Source organism: Kitasatospora sp. NPDC057738 (assembly GCF_042798815.1).
GTDB lineage: Bacteria > Actinomycetota > Actinomycetes > Streptomycetales > Streptomycetaceae > Kitasatospora > Kitasatospora lactacystinica.
Map to the genome: position 1 here is coordinate 1 of NZ_JBHVJT010000067.1, position 25,981 is coordinate 25,981.

At 74.0% G+C, this 25,981-nt stretch carries 24 protein-coding genes and 2 riboswitches; of the genes, 6 read left to right on the plus strand and 18 right to left on the minus strand.

Features of this window, described 5'->3' with window-relative positions; all coding sequences use genetic code 11:
• Positions 1-34: 34 nt before the first annotated feature.
• Genes ACFVGO_RS29820 through ACFVGO_RS29830 form a run of 3 tightly spaced genes read right to left on the minus strand, consistent with a single transcriptional unit; the run spans position 35 to position 2,845 of the window.
• Complete coding sequence (locus ACFVGO_RS29820) at positions 35-730, minus strand: response regulator (RefSeq protein ID WP_380353246.1); 696 nt, start codon at positions 728-730, stop codon at positions 35-37.
• Positions 727-1,953, minus strand: coding sequence for a MacS family sensor histidine kinase (gene macS / locus ACFVGO_RS29825; RefSeq protein ID WP_380635113.1), 1,227 nt, complete (start codon positions 1,951-1,953; stop codon positions 727-729). The genes ACFVGO_RS29820 and macS overlap by 4 nt, the downstream gene beginning before the upstream one ends.
• A gap of 49 nt (positions 1,954-2,002) precedes the next feature.
• Positions 2,003-2,845 carry a lysophospholipid acyltransferase family protein gene (locus tag ACFVGO_RS29830; protein ID WP_359897096.1) on the minus strand — a complete coding sequence of 281 codons (843 nt, stop codon included), beginning with the start codon at positions 2,843-2,845 and terminating at the stop codon, positions 2,003-2,005.
• 201 nt (positions 2,846-3,046) lie between these two features.
• On the opposite strand from ACFVGO_RS29830, the gene ACFVGO_RS29835 reads away from it, so the two are divergent.
• Positions 3,047-3,841 carry an alpha/beta fold hydrolase gene (locus tag ACFVGO_RS29835; protein WP_359897094.1) on the plus strand — a complete coding sequence of 265 codons (795 nt, stop codon included), beginning with the start codon at positions 3,047-3,049 and terminating at the stop codon, positions 3,839-3,841.
• A 10-nt stretch (positions 3,842-3,851) separates the two neighbouring features.
• The gene (locus ACFVGO_RS29840) at positions 3,852-4,598 is read left to right on the plus strand and encodes a hypothetical protein (protein ID WP_359897092.1); all 747 of its coding nucleotides are present in this window, start codon (positions 3,852-3,854) and stop codon (positions 4,596-4,598) included.
• Here the strand turns inward: ACFVGO_RS29840 and ACFVGO_RS29845 are convergent.
• From ACFVGO_RS29845 to ACFVGO_RS29865, 5 genes are all read right to left on the minus strand, one after another.
• Complete coding sequence (locus tag ACFVGO_RS29845; protein ID WP_380635145.1) at positions 4,595-5,416, minus strand: endonuclease/exonuclease/phosphatase family protein; 822 nt, start codon at positions 5,414-5,416, stop codon at positions 4,595-4,597. The two genes, ACFVGO_RS29840 and ACFVGO_RS29845, sit on opposite strands and share 4 nt — an antisense overlap.
• A gap of 172 nt (positions 5,417-5,588) precedes the next feature.
• On the minus strand, positions 5,589-6,533 hold the full coding sequence (locus ACFVGO_RS29850) for an ROK family glucokinase (RefSeq protein ID WP_359897088.1): 945 nt from the start codon (positions 6,531-6,533) through the stop codon (positions 5,589-5,591).
• A gap of 191 nt (positions 6,534-6,724) precedes the next feature.
• Complete coding sequence (locus ACFVGO_RS29855; protein WP_380635117.1) at positions 6,725-7,147, minus strand: DUF5304 family protein; 423 nt, start codon at positions 7,145-7,147, stop codon at positions 6,725-6,727.
• 128 nt (positions 7,148-7,275) lie between these two features.
• Positions 7,276-8,448, minus strand: a complete 1,173-nt coding sequence (locus ACFVGO_RS29860) for an ArsA family ATPase (RefSeq protein ID WP_380353238.1) — start codon at positions 8,446-8,448, stop codon at positions 7,276-7,278.
• Positions 8,449-8,474: 26 nt separating this feature from the next.
• Complete coding sequence (locus ACFVGO_RS29865; protein WP_359897082.1) at positions 8,475-8,909, minus strand: SRPBCC family protein; 435 nt, start codon at positions 8,907-8,909, stop codon at positions 8,475-8,477.
• 337 nt (positions 8,910-9,246) lie between these two features.
• On the opposite strand from ACFVGO_RS29865, the gene ACFVGO_RS29870 reads away from it, so the two are divergent.
• Entirely contained in the window at positions 9,247-11,040 is a 1,794-nt protein-coding gene (locus ACFVGO_RS29870) for an AMP-dependent synthetase/ligase (RefSeq protein WP_359897081.1), read from the plus strand.
• An 86-nt stretch (positions 11,041-11,126) separates the two neighbouring features.
• On the opposite strand, the gene ACFVGO_RS29875 is transcribed toward ACFVGO_RS29870, so the two are convergent.
• Entirely contained in the window at positions 11,127-12,263 is a 1,137-nt protein-coding gene (locus tag ACFVGO_RS29875) for a glycosyltransferase family 4 protein (protein WP_359897079.1), read from the minus strand.
• A gap of 214 nt (positions 12,264-12,477) precedes the next feature.
• On the opposite strand from ACFVGO_RS29875, the gene ACFVGO_RS29880 reads away from it, so the two are divergent.
• Complete coding sequence (locus tag ACFVGO_RS29880; protein WP_359897078.1) at positions 12,478-13,848, plus strand: glycosyltransferase 87 family protein; 1,371 nt, start codon at positions 12,478-12,480, stop codon at positions 13,846-13,848.
• Here ACFVGO_RS29880 and ACFVGO_RS29885 read toward each other — a convergent pair whose 3' ends face one another.
• The 6 genes from ACFVGO_RS29885 to ACFVGO_RS29910 all read right to left on the minus strand — a co-directional run bounded on the left by ACFVGO_RS29885 (position 13,849) and on the right by ACFVGO_RS29910 (position 21,058).
• The gene (locus ACFVGO_RS29885) at positions 13,849-14,880 is read right to left on the minus strand and encodes a hypothetical protein (RefSeq protein WP_380635120.1); all 1,032 of its coding nucleotides are present in this window, start codon (positions 14,878-14,880) and stop codon (positions 13,849-13,851) included.
• Between the two features lie 182 nt (positions 14,881-15,062).
• A complete protein-coding gene (locus ACFVGO_RS29890) occupies positions 15,063-16,109 on the minus strand; it encodes an NlpC/P60 family protein (protein WP_359897074.1) in 1,047 nt (348 codons plus the stop codon).
• Positions 16,110-16,348: 239 nt separating this feature from the next.
• Positions 16,349-17,485 carry an NlpC/P60 family protein gene (locus tag ACFVGO_RS29895; protein ID WP_359897073.1) on the minus strand — a complete coding sequence of 379 codons (1,137 nt, stop codon included), beginning with the start codon at positions 17,483-17,485 and terminating at the stop codon, positions 16,349-16,351.
• Positions 17,486-17,495: 10 nt separating this feature from the next.
• Positions 17,496-17,649, minus strand: a riboswitch (cyclic di-AMP (ydaO/yuaA leader).
• Between the two features lie 338 nt (positions 17,650-17,987).
• Positions 17,988-19,025 carry an NlpC/P60 family protein gene (locus ACFVGO_RS29900; protein WP_359897070.1) on the minus strand — a complete coding sequence of 346 codons (1,038 nt, stop codon included), beginning with the start codon at positions 19,023-19,025 and terminating at the stop codon, positions 17,988-17,990.
• 198 nt (positions 19,026-19,223) lie between these two features.
• Entirely contained in the window at positions 19,224-20,690 is a 1,467-nt protein-coding gene (locus tag ACFVGO_RS29905; RefSeq protein WP_380353228.1) for an NYN domain-containing protein, read from the minus strand.
• Positions 20,691-20,794: 104 nt separating this feature from the next.
• A complete protein-coding gene (locus ACFVGO_RS29910; protein ID WP_359897066.1) occupies positions 20,795-21,058 on the minus strand; it encodes a hypothetical protein in 264 nt (87 codons plus the stop codon).
• Positions 21,059-21,260: 202 nt separating this feature from the next.
• Here ACFVGO_RS29910 and ACFVGO_RS29915 point away from each other — a divergent pair, with 202 nt between their 5' ends.
• Both ACFVGO_RS29915 and ACFVGO_RS29920 read left to right on the plus strand, forming a co-directional pair.
• A complete protein-coding gene (locus ACFVGO_RS29915) occupies positions 21,261-22,088 on the plus strand; it encodes a rhomboid family intramembrane serine protease (protein WP_359897065.1) in 828 nt (275 codons plus the stop codon).
• Positions 22,085-22,366, plus strand: coding sequence for an Lrp/AsnC family transcriptional regulator (locus ACFVGO_RS29920; RefSeq protein WP_049651832.1), 282 nt, complete (start codon positions 22,085-22,087; stop codon positions 22,364-22,366). Before ACFVGO_RS29915 ends, ACFVGO_RS29920 begins: the two co-directional genes overlap by 4 nt.
• Positions 22,367-22,369: 3 nt before the next feature.
• Here the strand turns inward: ACFVGO_RS29920 and ACFVGO_RS29925 are convergent, their stop codons facing one another.
• The 3 genes from ACFVGO_RS29925 to ACFVGO_RS29935 all read right to left on the minus strand — a co-directional run bounded on the left by ACFVGO_RS29925 (position 22,370) and on the right by ACFVGO_RS29935 (position 25,655).
• A complete protein-coding gene (locus ACFVGO_RS29925) occupies positions 22,370-23,755 on the minus strand; it encodes an aminotransferase class V-fold PLP-dependent enzyme (protein WP_359897063.1) in 1,386 nt (461 codons plus the stop codon).
• A 51-nt stretch (positions 23,756-23,806) separates the two neighbouring features.
• A riboswitch (SAM riboswitch) is annotated at positions 23,807-23,925 on the minus strand.
• Positions 23,926-24,033: 108 nt separating this feature from the next.
• On the minus strand, positions 24,034-25,110 hold the full coding sequence (gene trpD, locus ACFVGO_RS29930) for an anthranilate phosphoribosyltransferase (RefSeq protein WP_359897061.1): 1,077 nt from the start codon (positions 25,108-25,110) through the stop codon (positions 24,034-24,036).
• A gap of 119 nt (positions 25,111-25,229) precedes the next feature.
• On the minus strand, positions 25,230-25,655 hold the full coding sequence (locus tag ACFVGO_RS29935) for a hypothetical protein (protein ID WP_359897059.1): 426 nt from the start codon (positions 25,653-25,655) through the stop codon (positions 25,230-25,232).
• Positions 25,656-25,981: the final 326 nt, after the last annotated feature.

The following is a 25,981-nucleotide window of genomic DNA, read 5'->3' on the forward strand; positions in this document are numbered from 1 at the left end:
CGCCCGGGGCCGCGCCGCAGCCGCTGCCGGACCCTCAGATCTCGTCGTCCAGGCCCTGCTCGATGGCGTACCGGACCAGCTCCACCCGGTTGTGCAGCTGCAGCTTCCCGAGCGTGTTCTGCACGTGGTTCTGCACCGTCCGGTGGGACAGCACCAGGCGGTCGGCGATCTGCCGGTACGACAGCCCCTTGGCCACCAGCCGCAGCACCTCGGTCTCCCGGGCGGTCAGCCGCGGGGCGGCCGGCGCCGAGGCCGGGGCCGGCTCGGCGGCCAGCCGGCGGAACTCGCCGAGCACCAGGCCGGCCAGGCCCGGGGTGAACACCGCGTCGCCGACGGCCGTGCGGCGCACCGCGTCCAGCAACTCCTCCCGCCCGGCCGACTTCACCAGGTAGCCGGTCGCGCCGGACTTCACCGCCTCCAGCACGTCCTGGTGCTCTCCGCTGGCCGACAGCACCAGCACCCGCACCGCCGGGTCGTGCGCGACCACCTGGCGGCACACCTCGGCACCGGGCAGGCCGGGCAGGTTGAGGTCCAGCACGACCACCTGCGGCGTGCAGGCGCGGGCCCGGCGCACGGCCTCCTCGCCGTCGCCCGCGGTGGCCACCACGTCCAGTCCGGCCTCGGCGAGGTCACGCGAGACGGCGTCCCGCCACATCGGGTGGTCGTCCACCACCATCACCCGCACCGGCCGGTCGGCGGTCGGCTGATCGGTCATCGGCTGGCTGGTCATTGAGTGGCCTTCCTCGGGACGCGCAGTTCGACCTCGACGCCCTCCCCGGGCGCCGAGTACAGCTCGGCCGTGCCGCCGAGGTCCAGCAGCCGGCCGCGGATGGACTGGGAGACGCCGAGCCGGCCCGCCTGTTCGGCCTCGCCCAGCCGGCCCGGGGCGTAGCCGGGCCCGTCGTCGCGGATGCCGACCGTGACGGCCTCCGGCTCGTCCTCGACCAGGATCCAGGCCCGGGCCCGCTCCCCCGCGTGCTTGCGCACGTTGTCGACGGCCGCGCCGACGGCCGCCGCGAGCTCGCCCGCCGCCTGACCGGGCAGCAGCACCGGGGTACCGGGGGCGGAGAGCGTGATCCGCTCGTCCGCGTACGGGCGCAGCAGCACGGTCAGGTCGCACGGCGCGTGCGGGTCCGTCGGCTCGGCGGCGTCGGACCGCGACGCGCGCCGCGCCGGCAGCGGACCGCCCGTCATCAGCGCCCGCAGCGCGCGCTCCTGCTCACCGGCCAGCCGGCCGAGCTCGGCGAAGTCCGCGCCGGAGGCCGTCCGCTCGCTCAGCTCCGCGCCGCGCCGCTGGACCAGGGCGAGCACCTGGAGCACGCCGTCGTGGATGTCCCGGGAGAGCCGCTCGCGCTCCCGGGTGGCCGCCTCGACCTGGAGCGCCCGGGTGAGGGTGGCCTCGCTGGCCCGGGCCAGCTCGATCACGTAGCCGATCGCGCAGCCGGCCACCATCAGCAGCACGATGTTGTGGATGTTGTCGCCGGTCGGCCCGCCGTGGCCGAGGATGTTGGCGACGCCGATCACCGAGCCCGAGGCCGCCGCCGGGCGCCAGCCGCCCTTCGCGGCGAAGCCCAGCACCGTGCCGGCCGCCCAGATCGTCGGCAGGGTGGGCGCGCCGTGGCTGATCCGGGCCGGGGAGTCGGTCATGCCGCTCATCACGATGCCGGTGACGGCGAGGGTGAGGTCGGCGCCCAGGACGTACCAGGTGCAGCGCTGCGGGTTGGCGAAGGCCCGGGTGCTGGCCAGGGTCCACAGGGTCAGCGCGCCGAGGAAGATCCAGCCGGCCACCGGGTGCAGGAAGTGCAGGTACGAGTTGAAGTACCGCAGCAGGGCGTAGCACAGGGCCAGCACCCGGAAGTAGGAGATCGCCTTCCACAGCGGGAGTTCGACGGACATGCCGCCGGCCGCCACCGTGCCGCCGACCGCGCCGGCTCTGCCCCCGTCGTCCGTCATCCGCCCCTCCCCTGGGCCCGTCCGGGCGGCCGAGCGGCCGTCCGGACGCCTACTCCGGCTTCTCCTGCTGCTTCTCCGAGGTGCCCGCCTCGGCAGCCTTCTCCGCTTCGGCGGCCTTCTCCGCCTTCTCCGCCTTCTCGGCCTCGGCGGCCTCCGCCTTCTCCGCCTTGGCGGCGGCCCGGCGCTCGGCGTCGGCCTTCTTCTTGTCGTCCGCGATCTGCCGCTTGGCGGCGGTCGCGTAGATGTCCACGTACTCCTGGCCGGAGAGCCGCATGATCTCGTACATCACCTCGTCCGTCACCGAACGGAGGATGAAGCGGTCGTTCTCCATGCCGTGGTAGCGGGAGAAGTCCAGCGGGCGGCCGATCCGGATGCCGGGGCGGATGCCGAAGTTGGGGATCACCTGGCCGGGCGGCTGCACCTTCTCGGTGTCGATCATGGCGACCGGGATCACCGGGGCGCCGGTGGCCAGCGCGACGCGGGCCAGGCCGCCGACCTTGCCGCGGTACAGCTTGCCGTCGGGCGACCGGGTGCCCTCCGGGTAGACGCCGAACAGCTCGCCGCTGTCCAGCACCGCGATGGCGCTGCGGATCGCGGCCTCACCGGCGCCGCGCACGCCCGAGCGGTCCACCGGCAGCTGGCCGACGCCCTTGAAGAACGCGGCGGTCAGCCGGCCCTTGAGGCCCGGGGTGTTGAAGTACTCGGCCTTCGCGATGAAGGTGACCCGGCGCCTGATCAGGGCGGGGAAGAAGAACGAGTCCGAGAAGGACAGGTGGTTGCTCGCGATGATCGCCGCACCCTCGGTGGGGATGTTCTCCTCGCCCTCGATCCAGGGCCGGAAGAAGATCCGAAGCAGTGGCGCGACGATCATCTTCATCAGTCGGTAGAACAACCCGGGCCTCCTGTTATGCGGACCGGTCGATCCTAATGCCCCGCGGCCGTCCGCTGTGCCCGCCCCCGCCGTACGGACCGCGCCCGGCCCCTTCGCAGGGGGTGTACGACCCGGCGCGGAGCGTGGGACGATGCGATTTCGCAGCACTTCCCCCTCCAGCGTCCTCTCCCCCAGCGCCACCCGCCCGCGAAGGAGTCCGCCATGCCGTTGCTGCCCGGTGCCGAGCCGTACCGCCACACCGGCGGGCCGGTGGGAGTGCTGCTCTGCCACGGCTTCACCGGGTCGCCGCAGTCGCTGCGGCCGTGGGCCGACGAACTGGCCGCGGCCGGCTTCACCGTCTCGCTGCCGCTGCTGCCCGGGCACGGCACCCGCTGGCAGGACATGCAGCTCACCCGCTGGGAGGACTGGTACGCGGAGGTCGAGCGCGAGCTGCTGGCGCTCGCCGACGAGTGCGAGCAGGTCTTCGTCTGTGCCCTGTCGATGGGCGGCGCGCTGGCGCTGCGGCTCGCCGCGCTGCACGGGCCGACGGTCTCCGGGCTGGTGCTGGTCAACCCGTCGGTGCGCTCGGACACCCCCGCGAGCGTGCTGCTGCCGGTGCTGCGCCACCTGCTGCCCAGCCTGCCCGGGGTCGCCAACGACATCGCCCGGGCCGGTGCGGTCGAGGTCGGCTACGACCGCACCCCGCTGCACGCCGCCTGGTCGCTGAGCCGGCTGTGGCGGGAGGTCCAGCGGCTGCTGCCGGAGGTGACCCAGCCGGTGCTGCTCTTCCACAGCCCGCAGGACCACGTCGTCTCGCCGGCCAACTCGGAACTGGTACTGGCCCGGATATCCTCGACGGACGTGACGGAGCGGTTGTGCCAGCGCAGTTTCCACGTCGCGACGCTGGACCACGACGCGGCGGAAATATTCGCGGCCGGCCAGGACTTCATCCAACGGCTGGCCCCCGCGCACGCGGCGGGCGTCACCCGGGTCGAATCCGACGATCACCATGGCTGAAGGGCCGGAAGTGCACGAGAGCAGCACGGCGGGCGGCGGGGACGAGACTCCCCGCGAGGACGGCGCGACCAAGGACGGCGGGACGGACGCCGCCACCCCGGGCGGTGCGCCGACGGACCGTACCGGCCCGGAGGGCACGGCGACGCCCCCACCCGGCCGGGACGCCGCCGCCGGCTCCGCGGGAGAGGCCGCGGGCGACACCGCCGAACGCCGTCCGCGCCGTGCGCCCGAGCGCAGCCAGGCCGAGCAGGACGCGATCTTCGCCGCCCTGGTGGCACAGTTCGACGACCCGGTCGACCTCAACAACCCGAACTGGCCCGAGGTCGAGAACCTCCGGGCGCAGAACGAGCTCAAGGGCGGCTACAAGGAAGGCGGCGCCGGCGGCCGCGGCGACCAGGACGACCTGGCCGACCTCGCCCCGCAGCCCCGCCCCCGCTCCGGCCGGCCGGTGATGCCGGCGGGCGGCGCGGGCCCGCGCGACTTCGAACTGGCCGAGGAGACCGACGAGGGGCACTTCGTCCCGCCGGAGCCCCCGCCGCTGCCGGCCGCCGACGTGACCGCCAAGTTCGCCTGGCTGGCGGTGCTCGGCGGCCCGGCGCTGCTGCTGGTCGACGCGGTGGTCTGGCGAGAGATCTCCGGCTGGCCCGCCTGGGTCGGGATCACCGCCTTCCTCGGCGGCTTCGTGACCCTGGTCGCGCGGATGAAGGACCGCGACGAGGACGAGCCGGAGGACCCGGACCACGGCGCGGTCGTCTAGCGGACCCGCTGACCGACCTGCTGACCGACCGGCCGGCCGCCCGGCCGGGTCGTCGGCAGTTCGAGGACGGCGAGCACCGGCAGGTGGTCGGTCGCGGCCCGCAGGTCGGCCTCGGTGACGCCGGGCAGCCCGTGCGGCACCCCGCAGCCGAGGACGGTGATCCCGGGTGTGGCGAACACGGCGTCGATCCGCTGGTAGGGGCGCTCCGGCACGGAGGTGAACTCGCCTCCCCAGGGCGCGGTCGGGTACCCGTCCTGGAGCCGTGAGGCCAGCAGCCGCCAGCCCGGCCCGTCCGGGTGCTCGTTGAAGTCCCCTGCCACGACGCCGAGTTCGGCGATTGCGAGCTGGTCGAGGAGCAGCTCGAACTGCCCGTGCCGCTCCTCCTGGTCCAGGCTGAGGTGGCAACTGGTGACGCTGAACGGCGCCGTGCCGGGCAGTCGCAGCAGCGCACCGGCGAAGCCCCGGGCGTGCAGGCCGCGGGTCTTGGGCAGCAGCCGGTCGTGCACCTCCAGCAGTTCCACCGCGCCGGGCCGGCCGAGCAGCAGCGGGCCGGCGGCGGTGCGGCCGCCGCCGGCGAGCACGGCCGTGCCGGTGTTCCGGGCCAGCCAGGCGGCCTGGCCCTCGGGCCGCCAGTAGCGCGGGGACTCCTGGACGCAGACCACGTCCGGCTCGCAGGCCCGGATCACCCGGGCCAGCGCCCGCCGGTCGTCGCGCAGCGAGCGGATGTTGTAGCTGAGCAGCCGCAGCCGGCCCGGGCCGGGCGGCGGCAGCGGTTCGGCCCGCGCGGCGGTCGTGGTCGCGGCGGCGGTCCCGGTCATGGCGGTGGTCCCGGTCATGGCGGTGGTCGTGGTCGCGGCGCTCATGGTCCTCCCCTGGGCGGTCACCGGATCGATCCGACCGTACGCGGCCGGGCCGGGACGTGCGACGGCGGCGGTGCGTCCGGGATCGGTCGGGGCCCGGTCGCACCCCCGCCGGCGGGCTCGGAGGGGGTCAGGCGGTGCGGGCGAGGTCCGCCGCGCCGACGATGCCGGCGGCGGAGCCCATCGAGGCCAGCACGACCTCGGCGCGCGGGCGGTGCACCCCGCCGGTCAGGTAGTGCTCGAACGCCTTGGCGACCGGGTCGAGCAGCAGTCGGCCGGAGTCGGAGACGCCGCCGCCGAGCACGAAGACGCCCGGGTCGAACAGCGCGGCGAGGTCGGCCATGCCGCGGCCCAGCCAGTCGGCCAGTTCGGCGTAGCACTCCAGGGCGAGCGGGTCGCCCTCCTCCGCGGCCTGGGTGATGTGGATGCCGCGGATGGTCTCGGCCACGCCGTCGTTGAGTTCCAGCATCCGGTGGCCGCGCTGCGGGTCGGCGGCCGCCTTCTCCCGGCCGTAGCGGCGCAGCGCGCGCCCGGAGCCGTACTGCTCCCAGCAGCCCTTGCCGCCGCAGCCGCAGAGCAGGCCGTCGGGCACCATGTTGAGGTGGCCGATCTCGCCGGCCACGCCGAAGCGGCCGCGGTGCAGCCGGTTGTCCAGGACGATGCCGCCGCCGATGCCGGTGCCGACGGTGATCAGCAGCATGTCGCGGTGGTCGGCGGCCGCGCCGAAGCGGAACTCGGCCCAGGCCGCGCAGTTGGCGTCGTTCTCGACGACGGTGGACAGGCCGGTGAGCTCCTCGATCCGGCCGCGCAGCGGCTCGTTCTCCCAGTCGATGTTGGGAGCGAAGATCACGGTCGAGCGGTTGCTGTCGACGAACCCGGGGGCGCCGACGCCCACCGCCGTGACACCGGGGTGCTCCTCCTTGAGCTCGCGCACGGCCTGCGCGATGGCGTCGACCGCCCACTGCGGGTCGGCCGGGGTGGGCACCCTGGTCCGGGCCAGGATGGCGCCCGCCTCGTCGACCACGCCTGCCGCGATCTTGGTCCCGCCGACATCGACGCCGATGGTCAGAGCCATGTGTCCCTCAGCTATTCACTCGTTCCGCTGGACGGAACGCTACCGCCCAACCCGGCCCCCGTACACAGCCTCGCATACATTATCCGAAGACAATCCTGGGACAGCCTGGCCGTGACGCTTCAAAAGTCGTATCTAATCTCCTTCTTCGTGACGTACGAGAGCAACGCGATCACCCTCCGAAAGTCACGGTTTCACTGCTTGACGGACGACCCGTCAGCGTCGTCAACATCGCCGCCGAGGTCGCCGTCGAGGTCGAGGTCGAGGTCGATCTTCTCGGTCGGCGCGCCCTGCCCGGCGGTCCAGCGGCTCTCGTGCCCGGCCACGGCGGCGCGGTAGGCGGCCAGCAGCTCGGCGCCCGCGGCGGCGAGCCCGGTGCCGGCCGCGGCGAGGTGGGAGTAGACCTCCGGCTGCTGGGTGCGCAGCCGGTCGGCCAGCCCGGACAGGGTGATCAGGGTGGTGGCGCTCGCCTCCTGGGCCTTGTCGCCGAGCGCACCGGCGAACCGGCGCACCTCGTCCACCAGCGGGCCCAGCTCCGGCCCGAACGGGTGCCCCTGGCCGCCCTGCTCGCCGTCCGGCCGGCCTCCGGGCTCGGTGCGGTCGTCGGTGCTGGTCATCGCGGGCGCCTCCTCAGCCGTGGCCGCACCCCGCGGCCCCTTGGGCCCGACGCTACCCGACCGGCCGGGCGGCCCGAAAAGCCGCCGGACCCCCGCCGGAGCGCCGCTGGAGCGCCGCCGAACCCCCGTCAGCCCCGGGGCCAGAGCGCCGGGTCGGGGGCGAACCGCACCGAGAGCACCCCGTCGTGCAGCCCCGCCCCGGCCACCGTGCAGCGGCGCAGCGCGGACGGGAGGGTGAGCACCCGGCGGTGGGTGCCGATTCCGACCACCAGGTCGTCACCCCGGCGGACCAGGTCCAGTTCGGAGCGGTCGGCGCCGGGCAGGTCGAGGTGCCAGACCAGCAGGCCCTCCTCGGCGAGCCGGTCCTCGACCGGCCAGGGCCCGGGGGCGAGCCGCTCGGGCCCGTCCCCGTCCCCGTAGAGCCGGTCGGCGACGGCTTCCAGGGTGGCGTCGGCCAGGCCGGTGACCAGCACCGGGGCGTCGGTCTCGGCGGCGAGCGCGGTCAGCTCCTCCTGCCGGCGGCGGGCCAGGGCGGCCAGCCAGGAGTCGGGCGAGGAGACGGCGGCCCCGGGCAGCGCTCCGTGCACCACCACGGCGTCCGGCCGGTGCCCGTGCAGCGCGAGTCCGGCCCGGATCCGGCGCAGCTCGCGGTACGGGTGGCCGTCGGCCGGGACGACCAGCCGGACGCTGGTGCCGGGGCCGGTGATCGCGGCGCGGGACTCGGCGAGCGCCGCGACGGCCTTGGTGCGCCCCTCGTACAGCCAGTCGGCGGGCATCGGGACGCCGGCCAGCCCGGCCAGCAGCGGGCGCAGCGCCCGGGCGGCCTGCCGCTGCTCGGGGACGAGCCGGTCCAGGTAGCGGGCGAGCTGTTCGGGCAGGGCGAGGGTGGCGATCAGCTCGGCGGGCGGCGGGGCGAGCACGACCAGGACGTCCTGGTCGGCGGCGGGCAGGGCGCGCAGCAGGGCGAGCCGGGCGATGCCGGGGAGGGCGGTGAGCTCCTCGGGGTCGAGCTGTTCGGCGCCGAGCAGGTCGAGGGCGGGCTTGAGCCGGCCGGTGAGCTCGCCGACGGCGTAGCGGAAGGCGGCCTGCTCGTCGATCCGGGAGACGGTCAGGCCCGGTGCGTGGAGGAGCGGTTCGGGCTCCAGCCGGGTGCCGAGGGCGGAGTCCAGGGCGCGGTGCGGGTCGTCGGCGGCCAGCAGCCAGGTGCGGTGGCCGCGCCGGGCGGCGTGCAGGGCGGTGGCGGCGGCCACCGTGGGAGCCCCCGAGTCACCGCTGATCAGGATGGTGCGTGTCGCCGTCATGCCGTCCGGCCCCCCGTTCGGTCGTGTCAGCCTTCGACGCGCTTCTTCAGACCGGCCAGGGCGCGGTCGATGATGACCTTCTCGGCCTTGCGCTTGATCATGCCGAGCATCGGGATCTTGACGTCCACGGCGAGCTGGTACGTCACCTCGGTGCGGCCGCCGGCCAGCGGGGCGAGGGTGTAGGAGCCGTCCAGCGAGCGGAGCATCTGGCTGCGGACGAGGGTCCAGGAGACCTCGCGGTCGCCGTCCCAGGTGTAGGCGAGGACGTGCTCGTCGCGGATGGCGCCGGCGTCGAGCAGCAGCCGGACCTCGGCGGCGCGGCCGTCCTCGCCGGCCTTGAGGACCTCGATCTCCTTGACCTCCCCGGTCCAGGCCGGGTAGGCGGCGAAGTCGGCGATCACGGCCATGACCGTGGCCGGGGTCGCGTCGATGGTGATGCTCGACCTGGTGTGCTCCGCCATTGGAATGGCCCTCCGCCTCGTCCCTCTGCCTGCCGGTCCGGCCGGGGCGCGCTCGGCCCGGTCCGCCCGGAGCAGGCTATCGCGCCCGGCGGGCGGCGCGGCGGCGCGGGCCGTGCCCGGCGGGCGGCCGTGGTGCGGGCGGGCGCCGGGCGGCCGGGCATGTTACCGGCCGGTCGCCCTGCTCTGTCGTAGGGTGCCATTCGAACGACCCGGTCACGGCCTGGTCCGACCCGGCCGGGTGTGACACTTCGAACACCGGAGCCGACCCCTCTGGTCGAAGCTGCCTACCGGGCAGTAACGTCCTGCCGTCCCGCAGCGTCGCGTACGAGGAGCAGTCTTGCTCGACTTCAGCCTTCCGGCCCTCTACCAGGTACCGAGCAACGGCAACCTCGCCGACCCGGTGCACCGGAACGCCGAGATGCACCCGGATCTCGCCGTGCTCAGCCGGAAGGTGGACGGCCAGTGGCAGGAGTTGACGTCGGTCCAGTTCCTGGCCGAGGTGCACGCCACCGCCAAGGGCCTGATCGCCGCCGGTATCGAGGCGGGTGACCGGGTCGCCATCATGTCCCGTACCCGGTACGAGTGGACGCTGCTGGACTTCGCGATCTGGACGGCCGGCGCGATCACCGTGCCGGTGTACGAGACCTCCTCCGCCGAGCAGGTCGAGTGGATCCTCGGCGACTCCGGCGCGGTCGCCGTGATCACCGAGACCGACCAGCACGTCCGGGTGGTCGGCACGGTCCGCGAGCGGCTGCCGGAGTTGAAGCACACCTGGCAGATCGAGGCCGGGGCGATCGCCGCCCTGGCCGAGGCCGGACAGGACGTCCCGGACGCGACGATCGAGGAGCGCCGCCGGATCGCCGGCCCCGACGACATCGCCACCATCGTCTACACCTCGGGCACCACCGGCCGCCCGAAGGGCTGTCAGCTGACCCACGGCAACTTCCTGGCCGAGTGCGGCAACGTCGTCGAGCGCCTGGCCCCGATGTTCAACACCGGCGAGAGTTCGGTCCTGCTCTTCCTGCCGCTGGCCCACGTCTTCGCCCGGCTCGTCGAGATCGCCCCGGCGATGGCCCCGATCAAGCTCGGCCACGTCTCCGACATCCGGGACGTCACCGCCGAGCTGGCCTCCTTCAAGCCGACCCTGATCCTGGGCGTGCCCAGAGTGTTCGAGAAGGTCTACAACACCGCCCGCTCCAAGGCCCAGGCCGACGGCAAGGGCAAGATCTTCGACAAGGCCTCCGACACCGCGATCGCCTACAGCCGGGCGCTGGACGCCGGTGGCCCCGGCCTGGTGCTGCGGCTCAAGCACGCGGTCTTCGACAAGCTGGTCTACGGCAAGCTGCGCGCCGCCCTCGGCGGCCGGGCCAGCTACGCCATCTCGGGCGGCGCCCCGCTCGGCGAGCGCCTGGGCCACTTCTACCGGGGCATCGGCTTCACCGTCCTGGAGGGCTACGGCCTGACGGAGACCTGCGCGGCCACCGCCTTCAACCCGTGGGACAAGCCGAAGATCGGTACGGTCGGCCAGCCGGTGCCCGGCTCCTCCGTGCGGATCGCCGAGGACGGCGAGGTCTTCTTCAAGGGCCCGCACGTCTTCACCGGCTACTGGAACAACCCGAAGGCCACCGCCGACACCCTCAAGGACGGCTGGATCGCCACCGGCGACCTCGGCTCGCTGGACTCCGACGGCTACCTGACCATCACCGGCCGCAAGAAGGAGATCATCGTCACGGCCGGCGGCAAGAACGTCGCCCCCGCCGTGATCGAGGACCGGATCCGGGCCCACGCCCTGGTCGGCGAGGTCATGGTGGTCGGCGACCGCAAGCCCTTCATCGCCTGCCTGATCACCGTCGACCCGGACTTCTTCCCGAAGTGGAAGGAGCTCAACGGCAAGCCCGCCGGCGCCACCGTCGCCGACCTCGCCGACGACCCGGACCTGCTGGCCGCCCTCCAGAGCGCGGTGGACGACGGCAACGCCGCCGTCTCGCACGCCGAGGCGGTCAAGAAGTTCCGGCTGCTGGACACCGAGTTCTCCGAGGAGAGCGGCCACCTGACGCCCTCGCTCAAGCTCAAGCGCAACGTCGTGCTGAAGGACTACGCGGCCGACATCGAGGCCCTCTACCGGAAGTAGCCGCCGGAAGCGGCCGCCCGACGCGGCCCGACCGCGGGCGCCGGACGGGCCCCGCCACTCCAGGAAAGTGGCGGGGCCCGTCGGCGTCACCCGGCCAGCAGCGAGGTCAGCCGCCCGGCCAGCAGGTCCCAGCGCCAGGAGCGCTCCACCCAGCGCCGCCCGGCCTCGCCCATCCGCCGCCGCAGCTCCTCGTCGCGCAGCAGCCGCACGATCCGCTCGGCCGCCGCCGGGGCCGAGCCGCCGGGCACCACGTACCCGGTCTCGCCCTCCAGCACCGCGTCCGGCGCGCCGCCGGAGTCCCCCGCGACCACCGGCAGGCCGGTCGCCGAGGCCTCCAGGTAGACGATGCCCAGGCCCTCGACGTCCAGCCCCCCGCGCCGGGTGCGGCACGGCATCGCGAAGACGTCCCCGGCCCCGTAGTGGGCGGGCAGCTCCTCCCACGGCACCGAGCCGGTGAACCGCACCGAGTCCCGCACGCCCGTGGCGTCGGCGAGCTTCTCCAGGTCCGCCCGGTACGGGCCGCCGCCGACGATCAGCAGCACCGCGTCCGGCACGTCGGCGAGGATCTGCGGCATCGCCTCGATCAGGGTGTCCTGGCCCTTGCGCGGCACCAGCCGGGAGACGCAGACCACCACCGGCCGGTCCGCCAGCCCGAGCCGGCGGCGCACCTCGGCGCCCCCGGAGCCCGGGTGGAAGGTCGTCTCGTCCACGCCCGGCGGCAGCTGGACCATCCGGGCCGCGGCCTGCGGCCCGACCGCGGCGGCGATCCGGGAGCGGGTGTACTCGCCCAGGTAGGTCAGCACGTCGGTGCCGGCGCCGATCCGGCGCAGCAGCTGCCGGGAGACCGGCAGCTGGGCCCAGGCGGCCTCGTGGCCGTGGGTCATGCCGAGCAGCCGCCCGGCCCCGGCCCGGCGCAGCGTGGGCGCCATCAGCCCGAGCGGCGCGGCGGCGCCGAACCAGACCGAGTCGCACTTCTCCGCGCGCAGGATCTCGGCGGCCCGCCGGGTGACCCGCGGTGTGGGAACCATCACCTTCGTCCGGTCCCGGATCACCGGGAACGGCTGCTCGGCGTCGAAGCGGGCCACCTCGCTGCCGTCCCGCCAGGTCGAGGCGTACACCACGACACTGCCTGCGGGCTGACGGACGGCCATGTTGTGCACGAAGGCCTGGATGCCACCGGGGCGCGGCGGGAAGTCATTGGTGACGATCAAGGTTCTGTGCATCAGGCCACGGCTCGCTCGGTCGGGGGGTGCGCGGTGTACCGCTGGGTGATCCGTACGATAGGTCAACACCATGACCCGCCGGGAACGGAACCGCGCACGGCAACCGTTTGACCCCCGGGTCAGTCCTAGTACCTAGGCCGCAGTGCGACGCGGCCCGGGCGTCCGTCTCCACGACGCCTCCGGTGGGGACGTCCGAGACGAACGAGGGAGCGCAGTGGAATTGGCCCCGGCCACCGAGCCCGGTTCTTCACGCGGCCGCCTCGGCCGCCCGCTCGGGGCGCTCGCCGCGCTCGGCGCCACCTGGATCGCCACCCGCGCGCTGCTGGTGCTGCTGGCGACGGGCGTGCTGAAGGCGCCCGGCGGCGACGTCACGGCGGACGTCTGGATGATCTACCACGCCTGGTACGGCGTGCTCCAGACCGGCACCTTCCCCTTCGACGACGTCACCTGGCAGTACCCGCCGGGCGCCGCCCTGGTGATCCTGCTGCCGGGCCTGCTGCCCTGGTCGTACCTGGTCTCGTTCTGGGTGATCTGCGGGATCGCCGACGCCGCCGCGGCCGCGCTGCTGGTGCGCACCGGCCTGCGCCGGGGCCGGGCGCTGACCGGCGCCTGGATGTGGGTGGTGGGCGTCCCGCTGCTCGGCCCGATGATCTACAACCGCTTCGACGTCATCGTCACCGCGGTCGCCCTGGCCGGTCTGCTGGCGCTGATCCGCCGCCCGGCGGTCGGCGGGCTGCTGCTGGGCCTGGGCGGCATCGTCAAGATCTGGCCGCTGCTCGGCCTGATCGGCACCCCCTCCGGCCGCCGCACCCGCCGTTCCTGGACGCTGGCCGGCGCCACCGCCGTCTCGATCGGCTTCCTGCTGGCCGCCGGGATGAACGGCGCCTTCGACTTCCTGGCCTTCCAGAAGGACCGCGGCATCGAGGTCGAGTCGCTCGGCGCGCTGCCGCTGCACTTCGCCCGGCTCGCCGGCGGCTGGGACGGCCGGGTCACGATGAACTACGGCTCCCCCGAGATGCTCGGGCCGTGGGTGAGCGTGATCAGCAAGGTGATGATGGCCGGCACCGTGCTGGGCTTCGCCTGGCTGCTGCTGTGGCGCTACACCTCCAAGCGCCGCAGCGCGGCCACCATGTACGACGCGGCGCTGTGCGCGCTGCTGATCTTCGTGGTGACCAGCCGGGTGATCAGCCCGCAGTACCTGGTCTGGCTGGTCGGCGTCGCGGCGGTCTGCCTGACCGTGCGCAACAGCAGCCAGCGGCCGGTGGCGGTGCTGATCCTGCTCGCCTGCCCGCTGACCCTGGTCGAGTTCCCGACCATGTTCACCCAGGTGCTGGCCAGCGACCCGGTGGCGGTCACCGTGCTGGCCGCGCGCAACCTGCTGCTGCTGGCCGCGGCCGTGCTCTCCTGCGTCCGGCTCTGGCGCTCGACCCGCGGCGAGGCGCCGCTGCCGCCGACCGTGGTGCTGGACCGCGAGCCCGCCGCGCTGCCGTCCGCCGGCTACCCGGTGCGCCCGGGCATCGCCTACGAGCAGGACCTGCTGGACGGGATCGACCACCCGGGCGCCCCGGCCGAGCAGCGCCGCTGATCAGCCCCTCAGCTCCGCCATCCGCGCCAGCCACTGCCGGGTGAACTCCTCCAGCCCGACGCCCAGCTCGCGGCGCATCAGCCGGTCGGTGCGGCGCTCCCGGTCCTCGCCCTGCCCGTCGGCCGCGCCGATCGCGCGGTAGAAGGCGACCAGCCGCTGCGGCCCGTGGGTGCGGGCGATCAGCTCGCAGGCCAGCCAGGACTGCTCGTAGGCCTGGGCGATGCCGGTGGCCCCGGCGGCGAAGTCCCGGTCGGCGGGCAGCGCGGTGGGCGTCCTCCCGGCGGCGACGTCCCGGGCCAGCTCGGGGGCGACCTGCTGCGGGCTGCGGCCCGAGTCGCGGTACGCCGTCCAGTCGGCGACGCCCTCGGAGAGCCACAGCGGGGTCCAGGCCCGGGTGTCGGCCCTGGTCGCGACGTGGGTGGCCTCGTGGGTGATCACCACCTGGCGGCCGAAGTCGCTGAGCCGCCCGTACACCTCCGGGTTGACCAGCACCCGGTCCGCCGGGGTGTGCCACGGTGCGCCGGGGGCGGCCACGGTGACCGCCGCCATGCCCGTCCAGCCGTCCGGGTCGCCCTCCAGCAGCCGGGCGAACTGCTCCCCGGTGGCGGGCCGCTCCAGCAGCAGCCGCTCCGGCCAGACGCCGCCCCAGACCTCGGTGACGGCGGGCACCGCCCGGTCCCCCACCGCGGCCAGCTCGGCCGGGTCGGGCCCGGCGGCCGGCCCGACCACCAGGCAGTTCGCTCCCGGAGCCGACCGGAGCGGCCCGAAGTCCCACGGCGCGGGCGGGCCGCCCGCGCTCTCCTCGCGCTCGACCCGCCAGCCGTCGCCGGCCCGGACCAGCTCGATCCGGCGCGGGTACACCACCGGGTACTCGTCGTACCCGGCGATCCGAACCGCCAGTTCGGCGGCGGCGGTCAGCCGCTCCGGCCCGCCGGAGGCGGCGAGCACCAGGTTGCGGTACCCCGCCCCGGCCACCGGCAGCCCGGCCCACGGCGGCGCCGAGCGCGCCCGTTCCGCCAGCGCGGCGGCCACCTCGGCGTGCCGGTCCGCCGAGCGGGCCGCGGGCGCCGCCGGGGCGGCCGGAGGCAGCGACAGCTGGGCCAGCCCACCGGCCGCGAGCAGCAGCGCGCCCCGCCGGGACAGCGTCCGGCGGGGGCGGGAGCCGGATATACCGGCGGGGCCAGTGGGGTCGGCGGGGCCGGACGGCGGGGCGTTCAGAGCCGGACCACCCCGGAGACCGGCATGGCGGTGACGCTCTCGTAGCGGACCTTGGCGCCCGGGCGGGGGGCGTGCACGATCACGCCGCCGCCGGCGTACATGCCGACGTGGTGCATGTCCCGGTAGAAGATCACCAGGTCTCCCGGTCGCGCTTCGGACAGGCTGACCCGCTGCCCGGCGTACGCCTGGGCCTGCGAGGTGCGCGGCAGGGTCACTCCGGCCTGCCGCCAGCTGTAGTACATCAGACCGGAGCAGTCGAACGCGTGCGGGCCGGTGGCCCCGTAGACGTACGGGGAGCCGATCATCCGCACCGCGGCGGCCAGCGCGGCGGCCCCGCGCTCGGAGGCGGGCGGGGCGGTGCCGAGGTCCAGCCGGTCGGTGCCCCGGGTGGCGCGCTGCTCGGCGTCCCGGGCGTCCTGGACCGTCAGCCGGGCCCGCTCGGCGGCGCCCAGACCGTTCAGCAGCTTCTGCGCCCTGGCCAGCCGCTGCTGGATCTGCTGCTTGCTGTCGGCGAGCGAGCGGCGGGTCCGGTCCAGCTCGTCGAGCTTGCCGGCCGCCTCGGTCCGGCGCTGGTCGAGCCGGCGCTGCCGGGCGACCAGCTCGTGCAGGGTCTCCTGCTGGCGCGCGGCGGCCTGGCCCAGGGCGCGGGCGCGGGACAGGTAGCCCTCCGGGTCGGGCGAGAGGATGAGCTGGGCGGTCTGGGTCATCCCGCCGCCGCGGTACTCGGCCCCGGCCACCGTCGCGAGGTCGCCCCGCAGCCCGTTGAGCTGGTCCTGGGCCACGGCGATCTCGCCCTGGAGGATCGTGGTCTCGCCCTGGAGCCGCCGCTGGGCCTCCTGCGCCGCGTTGGCCTTCTCGGACGCCTGCTCGGCCTCGTCGTACAGCTGTTCCACCTGCGTCTTGACGTCCTGGCGGTCGCCCGGGTCGGGGCTGCCGGGGGCGGCCTGGGCGCTGCCTCCGGCAGCCACACCCAGGGCGGTGGCGGCGGCCGCGGTCAGCACCAGCGCCCGGGCGAGCAGTTGGGAACGGCGGTGCACGGGCATGGCGGCAGCGGCTCCAATCCTGCGGCGCGGCTCCCGCCGCCGCACCGGGACGGGCGGCCGTCGAGCGGGAGTCCGGTGGCAGACGTTAGCGAGTCAGGGCAAGCGAGTCCAAACCCCTGCCAACCCGAATATTCAGGCTGTTGTCGGACATTTGATCGGCCCTCGGGAAAAGCCGCAGGAAAAACCGCAGGCCCGGCCTCCCCTGGGGGAGGCCGGGCCTGGAAACGTCCGAGCGGTGATCAGACCCGCACGATGGAGGCCAGCGGCATGTTGGTGACGGCCTCGTAGCGCACCGACGCGCCCGGCTTGGGCGCGTGCAGCACCTGGCCGTTGCCCGCGTAGATGCCGACGTGGTGGGCGTCGGTGTAGAAGATCAGCAGGTCGCCGGGCTGGGCCTGGGAGATGTCCGAGCCGATCCGGGTGCCGGCCGAGGCCTGCGCCTGCGAGGTGCGCGGCAGCGACACGCCCGCCTGGTTGAACGCCCAGACCATCAGGCCGGAGCAGTCGAAGGAGCCCGGGCCGGTGGCGCCCCAGACGTACGGGCTGCCGATCTTGGAGGCGGCGGCCGAGAGCGCGGCGGCGCCGCGCGAGCTGCCCGGGGCCACCTTCACCGGGGAGGAGGCGGTCGAGCCGGCCGAGGCGGTCGAGCCGGCCGCGAGGTCGCCGCGGCTGTTGTCGCGGGAGGCGCGGTCGGCCTGCTGCTGCTGGGCCTGGGCGGCGTCGGCCTTGGCCTTGGCGTCGGCCGCGGCCTTCTCCTCGGCCTGGCGCAGCGCCTGGCGCTCCTGCTCGGTCAGCGTGTTGAGCAGGTCCTGGGCCGCCTTCAGCTTGCCCTGGACCTCCTCCTTGGAGGCCTTCAGCTGCTGGGTGGTCGACTCCAGCTCGGCGAGCTTGCCCTGGGCCTCGTTGCGGTCCTGGTCGAGCTTGCGCTGCTGCTCCTGGAGCTCCTTCAGCTGACCCTTCTGGGTGCTGCCGGCCTGGTTCAGCGCGTCGGCCTGGCTGAGGAAGGTGTCCGGGCTGGAGGAGAACATCAGCTGGACGGTCGGGGATATGCCCCCGTTGCGGTACTGCTCGCCGGCGATCTCGGCCAGGCCGCCCTGGAGCTCGGTGACCTGGGCCTGCTGACGGGCCACCTGGTCCTGCATGCCGGAGACCTGCTTCTCCAGCTCCTGCTGCTTGGCCTGGGCCGCGTTGTAGTTCTCGGTCGCGATCTCGGCCTGCTCGTTGAGCTGGTCGACCTGCCCCTTGACCTGTTCCTTGGTCGGCTGCGGGTCGGCGTGGGCGCCTTGCGCGGAGAGGACGACGGCTGCCGCGGCGACACCGGTCAGGATCGAGACCCGGGCGCGGCCTGCGGGCTTGGGACGACGATGGGACGCCACGAAGGCGGACTCCTTCTTCCTACGTCCGCCTACCGGGTGAGCTGACGGGTTCGGGCCGGAAGCATGCCCTACGACGCCTCACGGCCGTTCCATCGGCCGACCTGGCGTCGATTCACCCCGGAGGAACGTGGTTCCCCGGCTCCGCTCCGCAGCGCCCCCAAAACACTGGGCTCCCCTGTCGGGCAGTCGCTTCGACCTGCCCCGCTGCCTCACGAACTCGACGGTAACCACCGCCGCCACCCTGGCTGGGCGATCGACAGTGCGGTGGTTCAGGGCACGACCCTAGTAACTGAACCGTGATCGGTTCAAATCCTTGTCAGAAAAAAGACCAAAGATTTCCCAAGTTCTTCTGTGAAAATGACCGATGGTGACCACTGGCACACAGATGGCTGATCAGTTCTCAGCATGTGGTCGCGAAGGGACGGAAAGCCGAACGCCACCCCCGAACGAGGGGTGGCGCTTTTCACAGCCCCCGGAAGGGCCCCGCGGGCGTGTCGGGCCGTCAGACCCGGCGGATGGTGTTGATCGACATCGCGTCGGCCTTCATCACCTTCACCACGTCACCGGTGTGCGGCGCGTGGACCACCATGCCGTTGCCGATGTACATCCCGACGTGGTGCATGTCGTTGCCGTAGACCACCAGGTCGCCCGGCTGGGCCTGGTCCAGCGAGGGCACCCGGGTGCCGTAGTGGCCCTGCTCCTGCGAGGTGCGCGGCAGCGAGACGCCCGCCTGCCCGTACGCCCAGACCATCAGGCCCGAGCAGTCGAAGGTGGTCGAGCCGGTGGCGCCCCACACGTACGGCGAGCCCTGCTTGCTCATCGCCTTGGCCATCGCCACGGCCGCGTAGCCGCTGGCCGGCGGCAGGCTGCTGAGGTCGACCCGGTCGCTGCCGCGCGAGGCGCGGTCGTCCTGCGCCTGCTGGGCCTTCAGCGCGGCGCGGTCGGTGGCGCTCAGCGAGTTCAGCAGGTCCTGGGCGGCCTTCAGCTTGGTGTTGACGTCCGCCTTGGCCTGGTTCAGGTCCTTGGTGGTGGTGTCCAGCGAGGCGAGCACGGCGGAGGCCTCGACCTTCTCCTGGTCCAGCCGGCGCTGCTGGTCCAGCAGCCCCTTGAGCGCCTCGGCCTGGCTGCTGCTGGCCTGCTGGACGGTGGAGGCCTTCTCCAGGTAGCCGGACGGGTCGGAGGTGAGCATCAGCTGGACGGACGGGTCGATGCCGCCGGTGCGGTACTGCTCGCCCGCCACCTCGGCGAGGCCGCCCTGGAGCTGGGTCATCTGCTCCTGGCTGCGGGCCACCTGGTCCTGCAGCTGGTCGGCCTGCTTGCGCAGCTGGTCGGCCCGCTCCTTGGCGCCGTTGTACTTCTCCGCCGCCTGCTCCTGCTCCTCCTGGAGCTGGTCGATCTGCGCCTTGACGTCCGTTTTGTTCGGCTGCGGCGCGGCGTGCGCGGCCACCTGGGCGGAGAGGGCGACCGCGGTCGCAGCAGCAGCGGTGAGCACGGAGATCCGCGCGCGGCTCGGCTGCTTGGGACGGCGGTGGGAGGCCAAGGGTCCTGCTCCTTCTTCCAACGGACTCACCTGATGGGATGAGATTCCGGAAAATAGGTTTGACGCCAGACCCTAGTGAAGATCTATCCGTTTTGCCACTCCCCCGAAGGTGTGAACTCCGGTCCGCACACTGACGACACGGGACCCGCACACCATCCCGGAACCACTCCTGACCAGGCATCGCACGGCCGCTCGGGGTCAGGGGCGCGCCAGCCGGTTCAGCAGCAGCACCGAGGCCACGGGGCGCGCGCCCGCCTTCCGCACGCCGTCCGCGACCTCCCGGTCGGTGGACACCACCACCACCGGACGGCCCTGCGGCTCGGCCCGCACCAGACGGCGGATCAGCTCGTCGGCCGTCTCCCCGGTCCGGCTGAACCGCACCCGGACCCCGCGCGGCGGCGCCATGATCACCGGGACGTCCAGGTCCTGCCCGTCGAACACGCAGGTGACCTCCGCCTGGGTGCGCTGCGCCAGCATCGCCAGCCCGCCCAGCAGCCGGATCCGCTGCTGCTCCAGCGGCAGCGTCGGATAACCGGTCTTGGTCACGTTGTAGCCGTCCACCACCAGGTGCACCTGGGGGATCGCCAGCAGCTGGTCCAGCAGCGCCGGATCGTCCTCGGCCAGCCCGCGCCGGGCCACGTCGTGGGGCGAGGCCGCCCCCGGCACCACCGCCTCCACCAGGTCCGCCGGGCGGATCTGGGAGACCGGCAGCGCCAGCTCCCGCTGGAGCCCCTGGGCCGACTGCAGCACGGTGTCCAGCAGCAGCCGCAGCCGCATGTCCTCGACGCTGCGCCCCTCACGGGCCGACCGGCGGCCCTGCTCGACCGCGTTCTCCAGCTCCGAGACCCGGTGCCTGAGCCTGCGCGCCTCGGTCTCGGCCGCACCGCGCTCGGCCGCGGACTGCGCCTTCAGCGCTTCCAGCTCGCCGGCCACCCGGCGGGTCTCGGCCTGCGCCCGGCGGGTGTCGCTCTCCAGCGACCGCACCTTCTTGCGCAGCGACTCGGCCTCCTTGCGGACGCCGTCCGACTCGGCCCGCTGCCGGTCCACGTCCGCCCGCGCGGAGGCCCGCACCTCGGCCAGCTCGGCGTGCAGCTTCTCCACCAGCCGGGCCGACTCCGCGGCCGCGTCCTCGGCACCGGCCCGCTCGGCCTCCTCGCCGGCCTCGGCCACCAGCCGGCTCCAGCCCGCCGAACGCACCAGGTAGGCGGCGGCCGCGACGTCCATCGGATCGGCGGCGCTCGGGACGGTGCCCGACTCCAGCGCCTTCACCAGGTCCGGCTGCCCGAGGCGCAGCCGCTCCGCTATCCGCACCCGGAAGGCCGGCTCCGCCTCCAGGGCCGCCGCCAGCGCGGTGGCCGCGTACTTGGCCCGCCGCGCCGGGGTGAACTTCACGTACTGACGCAGGCTCTGCGGGAGCTCGCCCGCCGGAAGCCCGCCGAGCGCGTCCGAGGCCAGCCCGACCACGCGCCGGCGCACGCCCTCGGGCAGCGGCCGGTCGAGCTTCTCGACGGCGTGCTCCGCCGCGGGCTCGGAGGAGTCGTTCGCCGCCCCGGCCGCCGCCCCGGCCCGGGCCTCGGCCGCAGCGGGCTGAAGCCCCTGGGCTTCGCCGGGCTCCTTCGCTGCGTCCACCACGTCCTCGGCTCCGATCCTGGTCCAGCGGGGCACGGCCGCGACCTCCCCCTGTCGTCACGCTCCGTGCGTCTTGTTCTGCATTGTCCCGTGCGGCGCGGGTGGGTGCGCCGCGCACCCACCCGCCGCGGCGGCGGGGATCAGCCCTGCTCGGTGGGGGCCTGCGCCCCCTCGGCACCCGGGCGGGCCACCAGCTCGACCTGGTCCACCGCGTTGCACCAGCGGCAGCGCACCGACTCGATGGTCTCGCTCAGCACCTCGGTCTCCTCGACCTTGGACTCGCCGGCCAGGTCGAAATGCAGGAACTCGGTCACCCGCGCGGTGCGGGTCACGTCGAAGCGGGTGAGGTTGCCGCACAGGGTGCAGCGCCAGCGCGTCTCGGCGGTCAGGGCGGGGACGGTCATCGGGGGGTCCTCTCGGGTGGTCCCTTCGTGGGCCAGGCGCTCCCCCCGGAGCCCCGGCATCGGCGGCGGGAGGCGGGAATGCCCGCCCCAAGCCTATTGCCTGGGGCAACCATCGCGGCCACCGGTCGCCCGAACACCCGCACTGGTCCACCTGCCGTAAACCGCCGTGTCACCTGCGGCGCCCGGAGGGATGCTTGGCCGCATGGCGCTCGCGGTCCCCGACGACACCGCCGCCCGGGGCGGCCGCCCGGCCGCGACCGTCCCGGCGGTCAGCTACGCCCTGATCGCACTCAACACCCTGGTCTTCCTGCTCGGCCCGGCCGCCGGGCTCAACCCGCTGTACGGCACCGGCCTGGCCCGGGTCTGCGCGGAGCAGCGGTACGAGCAGCGCTGGGGCGCCGTCCCGGCCGAGGTGCTGGCCGGGCGGCCGCTGACCGCCGCGCAGCTGGCCGAGGCCCCCGACCCGGTCCCCGGCTGCCCGGCCGCCCCGACCCCGGGCAAGCACCCGGCCCTGTCCGTCCTCACCGGGCTCTTCCTGCACGCCGGCTGGCTCCACCTGCTGGGGAACCTGCTCTTCCTCCAGGTCTTCGGCCCCACCGTCGAACGGCGGCTGGGCCGGGCCCGGTACGCCGTCTTCTACCTGGCCGCCGGCAGCCTGACCACGTACGGCTTCGCGCTCGCCGAGGCGCACTCGCCGAACTCCACCCGGGTGCTCATCGGGGCCTCCGGGGCGATCGCCGCCGCGCTCGGCGCCTATCTGCGCCTCCACCCCCGGGCCCGGGTCACCACCCTCGTCCCGCTGCTGCTCTTCCTGCCGCTGCGGTTCCCCGCCTGGCTGGTGCTCGGCCTCTGGTTCGCCCTGCAGTGGTGGTCGGTGCACTCGGCCGGGCCCGGGGTGGCGTACCTGGTCCACGTGATCGGCTTCTCGGCCGGGTTCCTCTACGCCTGCACCGTGGTTCGCCACCCCCCGCGACGACCCGGCCGACGCCCGATACGCTGGCGGCACCCCACAAAGGAGCCCGAACTGTGATCACCGCCATCGTCCTGATCAAGACCAGTGTCGACCGCATCCCGGAGATCGCCGAATCCATCGCCGCCATCGACGGCGTCAGCGAGGTCTACTCGGTGACCGGGGGCTACAACCTGGTGGCGATGGTGCGGGTGCGCCGGCACGACGACCTGGCCGAGGTCATCCCGGGCCGGCTCAACAAGGTCCCGGGCGTGGCCCACACCGAGACCCAGATCGCCTTCCGCACCTACTCCCAGCACGACCTGGAAGCCGCCTTCGCCCTCGGCCTGGACGAGTAACGCTCAGCCCTCGCGCCGCCCCCGGTCGATCTGCACGGTCGCGACGCAGCGCCCGCCCTCGTTGCGGTAGTTCCAGGCCGCCCCGTCCGTGACCAGCTCCCGGACGGCGGTCAGGAAGCGGTCGACGTGCTCGTCCGGCGTCCCGGCGCCGAAGCTCACCCGGATCGCGTTCAGGCTGCGCTCGCCCGGCAGCGAGGGCTCCGGCGCGCCGCACTCGGACGGGGCGACGTCCTCGTCCCCGAGCAGCGTGCGCACCAGCGGGTGGGCACAGAACAGGCCGTCGCGCACCCCGATGCCGTACTCGGCGGACAGCGCGGCCGAGAAGTGCGAGCTGTTCCAGCCCCGGACGACGAAGGACAGCACGCCGACCCGGGCGGAGTCGGAGCCGAACAGGTTCAGCACCTTGACCTGCGGGATCCGCTCCAGCCCGGCCGTCAGCCGGGCGATCAGCTGCTGCTCGCGGGCCTCCAGCGCATCGAAGCCGGCCTCGGTCAGGGCCCGGCAGGCCGAGGCGATCGCGTAGGCGCCGATGACGTTCGGCGAGCCGGCCTCGTGCCGGGCCGGGCCGGTGTGCCACTGCACGGCCACCGAGCCGTCGCTCTCCCGGGCCACCGTCCGGGTCGCCCCGCCGCCGGCCAGGTACGGCTCGGCCGCGTCCAGCCAGTCCGCCCGGCCGGCCAGCACCCCGGCGCCGAACGGCGCGTAGATCTTGTGGCCGGAGAAGGCGATCCAGTCGACGTCCAGCTCGCGGACCGAGACCCGGTGGTGCGGCGCCAGCTGGGCGGCGTCCAGCACCACCCGGGCGCCGTGCCGGTGCGCGGTCCGGGTCAGCTCGGCGACCGGCCACAGTTCGCCGGTCACGTTGGAGGCGCCGGTGACGCAGAGCAGCTTGGGGCCCTCGGGCGCCCCGGCGAGGGCGGCGTCCAGGGCGGCCACCGCCTCGGCCCGGGAGCGCGGCGCCCGCAGGTAGGTGACGCCCAGTCCGGCGTGCGCCCAGGGCAGCAGCGAGGCGTGGTGCTCGGTCTCGAAGGCGAACACCCGGGTGCCGGCCGGAAGGGCCGCGGCCAGCAGGTTGAGCGAGTCGGTGGTGGCCCGGGTGAAGACCACCTGGTCGCCCTCGCGCAGGTCGAGGAACTCGCCGACGGTGCGGCGGCTCTGCTCGAACAGGTCGGTGGACAGCTGGGAGAGGTACCCGGCCCCGCGGTGGACGCTGCCGTAGTACGGCGCGTAGGCGGCGACGTCGTCCCACACCCGCTGGAGCGCCGGGGAGCTGGCCGCGTAGTCCAGCGCCGCGTAACCGACCTTCTCACCGTTGGCGAGCGGGACCTGGACGTCGGCGCCGAGGACGGCGAGCGGGGCGCAGGTCTCGGTGGTGGCGAGAGGGGACATGAGGATGCACTCCTTCAGGGGTGAGGGACCCCGGGAGTGCTAGTCGTCGGGCGTCCGCGCTTGTCGCACGGACGGCTTGCCGTGACGACCCGGTCCTCACCCAGGGCACCCCGCCACGGACGGAGGGTTGCCGGACAGCCAGCTGGGGCTTCGCACTGTCACTCATGACCTGGCCAAGACTCTAGGCCGCGTCCATCGGGTGGTCAAACGGGCATCCAGCATCCGGACAGCGCGGGAGCCCGTGCCGGCGTTCCGGCACGGGCCCCCCAACTACCGCCTCAGATCCGGCTGGTGGCCTCCGACCAGCGTCGCAGCAGGTCCTGCGCGGCACCGGAGTCGATCGCCTCCGCGGCCCGCTCCATGCCGGCCGCCAGCTGCTCGGCGAGCGGCGCCTCGCCGAGGTCCAGCGCGACCAGCGCCGCCGCCGTGTTCAGCAGGACGGCGTCCCGCACCGGCCCGTGCTCCCCCGCCAGCAGCCGCCGTGCGACCTCGGCGTTGTACGAGGCGTCCGCCCCGCGCAGCGCCTCGATGCCGACCAGCTCGATGCCGACGTCCCGCGGGTCGAAGGTGGTCTCGGTGACCACCCCGTCGCGCACCAGCCAGACCTGCGAGGTGGTGGTGATGGTCAGCTCGTCCAGCCCGTCGTCGCCGCGGAAGACCAGCGCCGTCGCGCCCCGTTCGGCCAGCACCCCGGCGATCAGCCCGGCCAGCCGGGTGTCGAAGCAGCCGATGGCGTGCGCGGTGACCCTGGCCGGGTTGGTGAGCGGGCCGAGGATGTTGAAGGAGGTCGGCACCCCGAGGTCGCGCCGCGCGGTGGCGGCGTGCCGCATCGAGGGGTGGAACTTGGCCGCGAAGCAGAAGGTGAGACCGACCTCCTCGGCCACCTCGGCGACCCGCTGCGCGGAGAGGTCCAGCGCCACCCCGAGCTTCTCCAGCACGTCCGAGGAGCCGCTGGCGGAGGAGGCCGACCGGTTGCCGTGCTTGACCACCTTGGCGCCGGCGGCCGCCGCGACGATCGCCGACATGGTGGAGATGTTGACGGTCTTCGCCCGGTCCCCGCCGGTGCCGACGATGTCCACCGCCGGTCCGGGGATCTCCAGCGGCTCGGCGTGCTCGTACATCGCGTCGACCAGGCCGGCGATCTCCTCGACCGACTCGCCCTTGGCCCGCAGAGCGATCATGAACCCGGCCACCTGCACGGGGGACGCCTCGCCGCTCATGATCCGGTCCATCGCCCACGCGGTGGACGCGCGGTCGAGGTCCTCCCCCTGCAACAGCGCGGCCAGGAGGTCCGGCCAGGTGCGGATCACCTGCGCGGGGTCGCTACCGCCGTTCGCAGGGTTCACGTTCACCATGGCTGACTCCAGCTGTTTGTCGGTTCCCCGCTCCGGGGGGACGTCCGTACGGATGGAGCCAGCCTATCGAGCGAAGGGGCCGCTTCTACCCCTCTCTTTTCCAGTTGCCGGGGGGGAATTCAGCGGACGACCGGAGTCCGCTTCGCCAGCCGCGCCCGCAGCAGGGTGGCGACCGCCCCGGCCAGCGCCACCGGCTCCACCGGGCGGGAGATGGCGGCGTCCGCCCGGCTCCAGGCGGCGAGCCAGGAGTCCTGCGGCCGGCCGATCAGCACCAGCACCGGCGGGCAGCCGTAGATCTCGTCCTTGAGCTGGCGCCCGAGCCCCAGCCCCCCGGCCGGAACGGCCTCGCCGTCCAGCACGCAGAGGTCCACGCCCCCCTTCTCCAGTGCCTTGAGCACCGCGGGGGTGGTCGCGCACTCCAGGTAGGACAGTTCCGGAAGATCCTCGGCGGGCCGACGGCCGAGCGCCGTCAGCACCTGCTCGCGGGTGTTGCGGTCGTCGCTGTAGACGAGGACGGTGAGCGTCTCATCGGTCGTGTACGCCATGGACCCTGCTCCCTCAAGTGTGATCCGGACCACGTTCGCCTGATCCGGATGCTACTCCCGATCACCCTCCGCCGAGTCCCCCTCGCGCACGATCCGTCCCGAGCCGCCGCGCCCCGGGCTCACCCGCCCGGAGGACGGCCCGTCACCCGATCCCGTCCAGTCCACCCGTACGGCCGACCCCGGGCCCGTCCCCCTACCTCCCACGGCTGCTCCGACCGTGCAGCGACGCGCCGGGCAACGGGGTCGCAGGCCCCTCCGAGGAACCATCAGAAAAGGGACACGCCGCTGCTCAACCCCCGTCCGGGCACCCCGGCACCCCCCAAGGG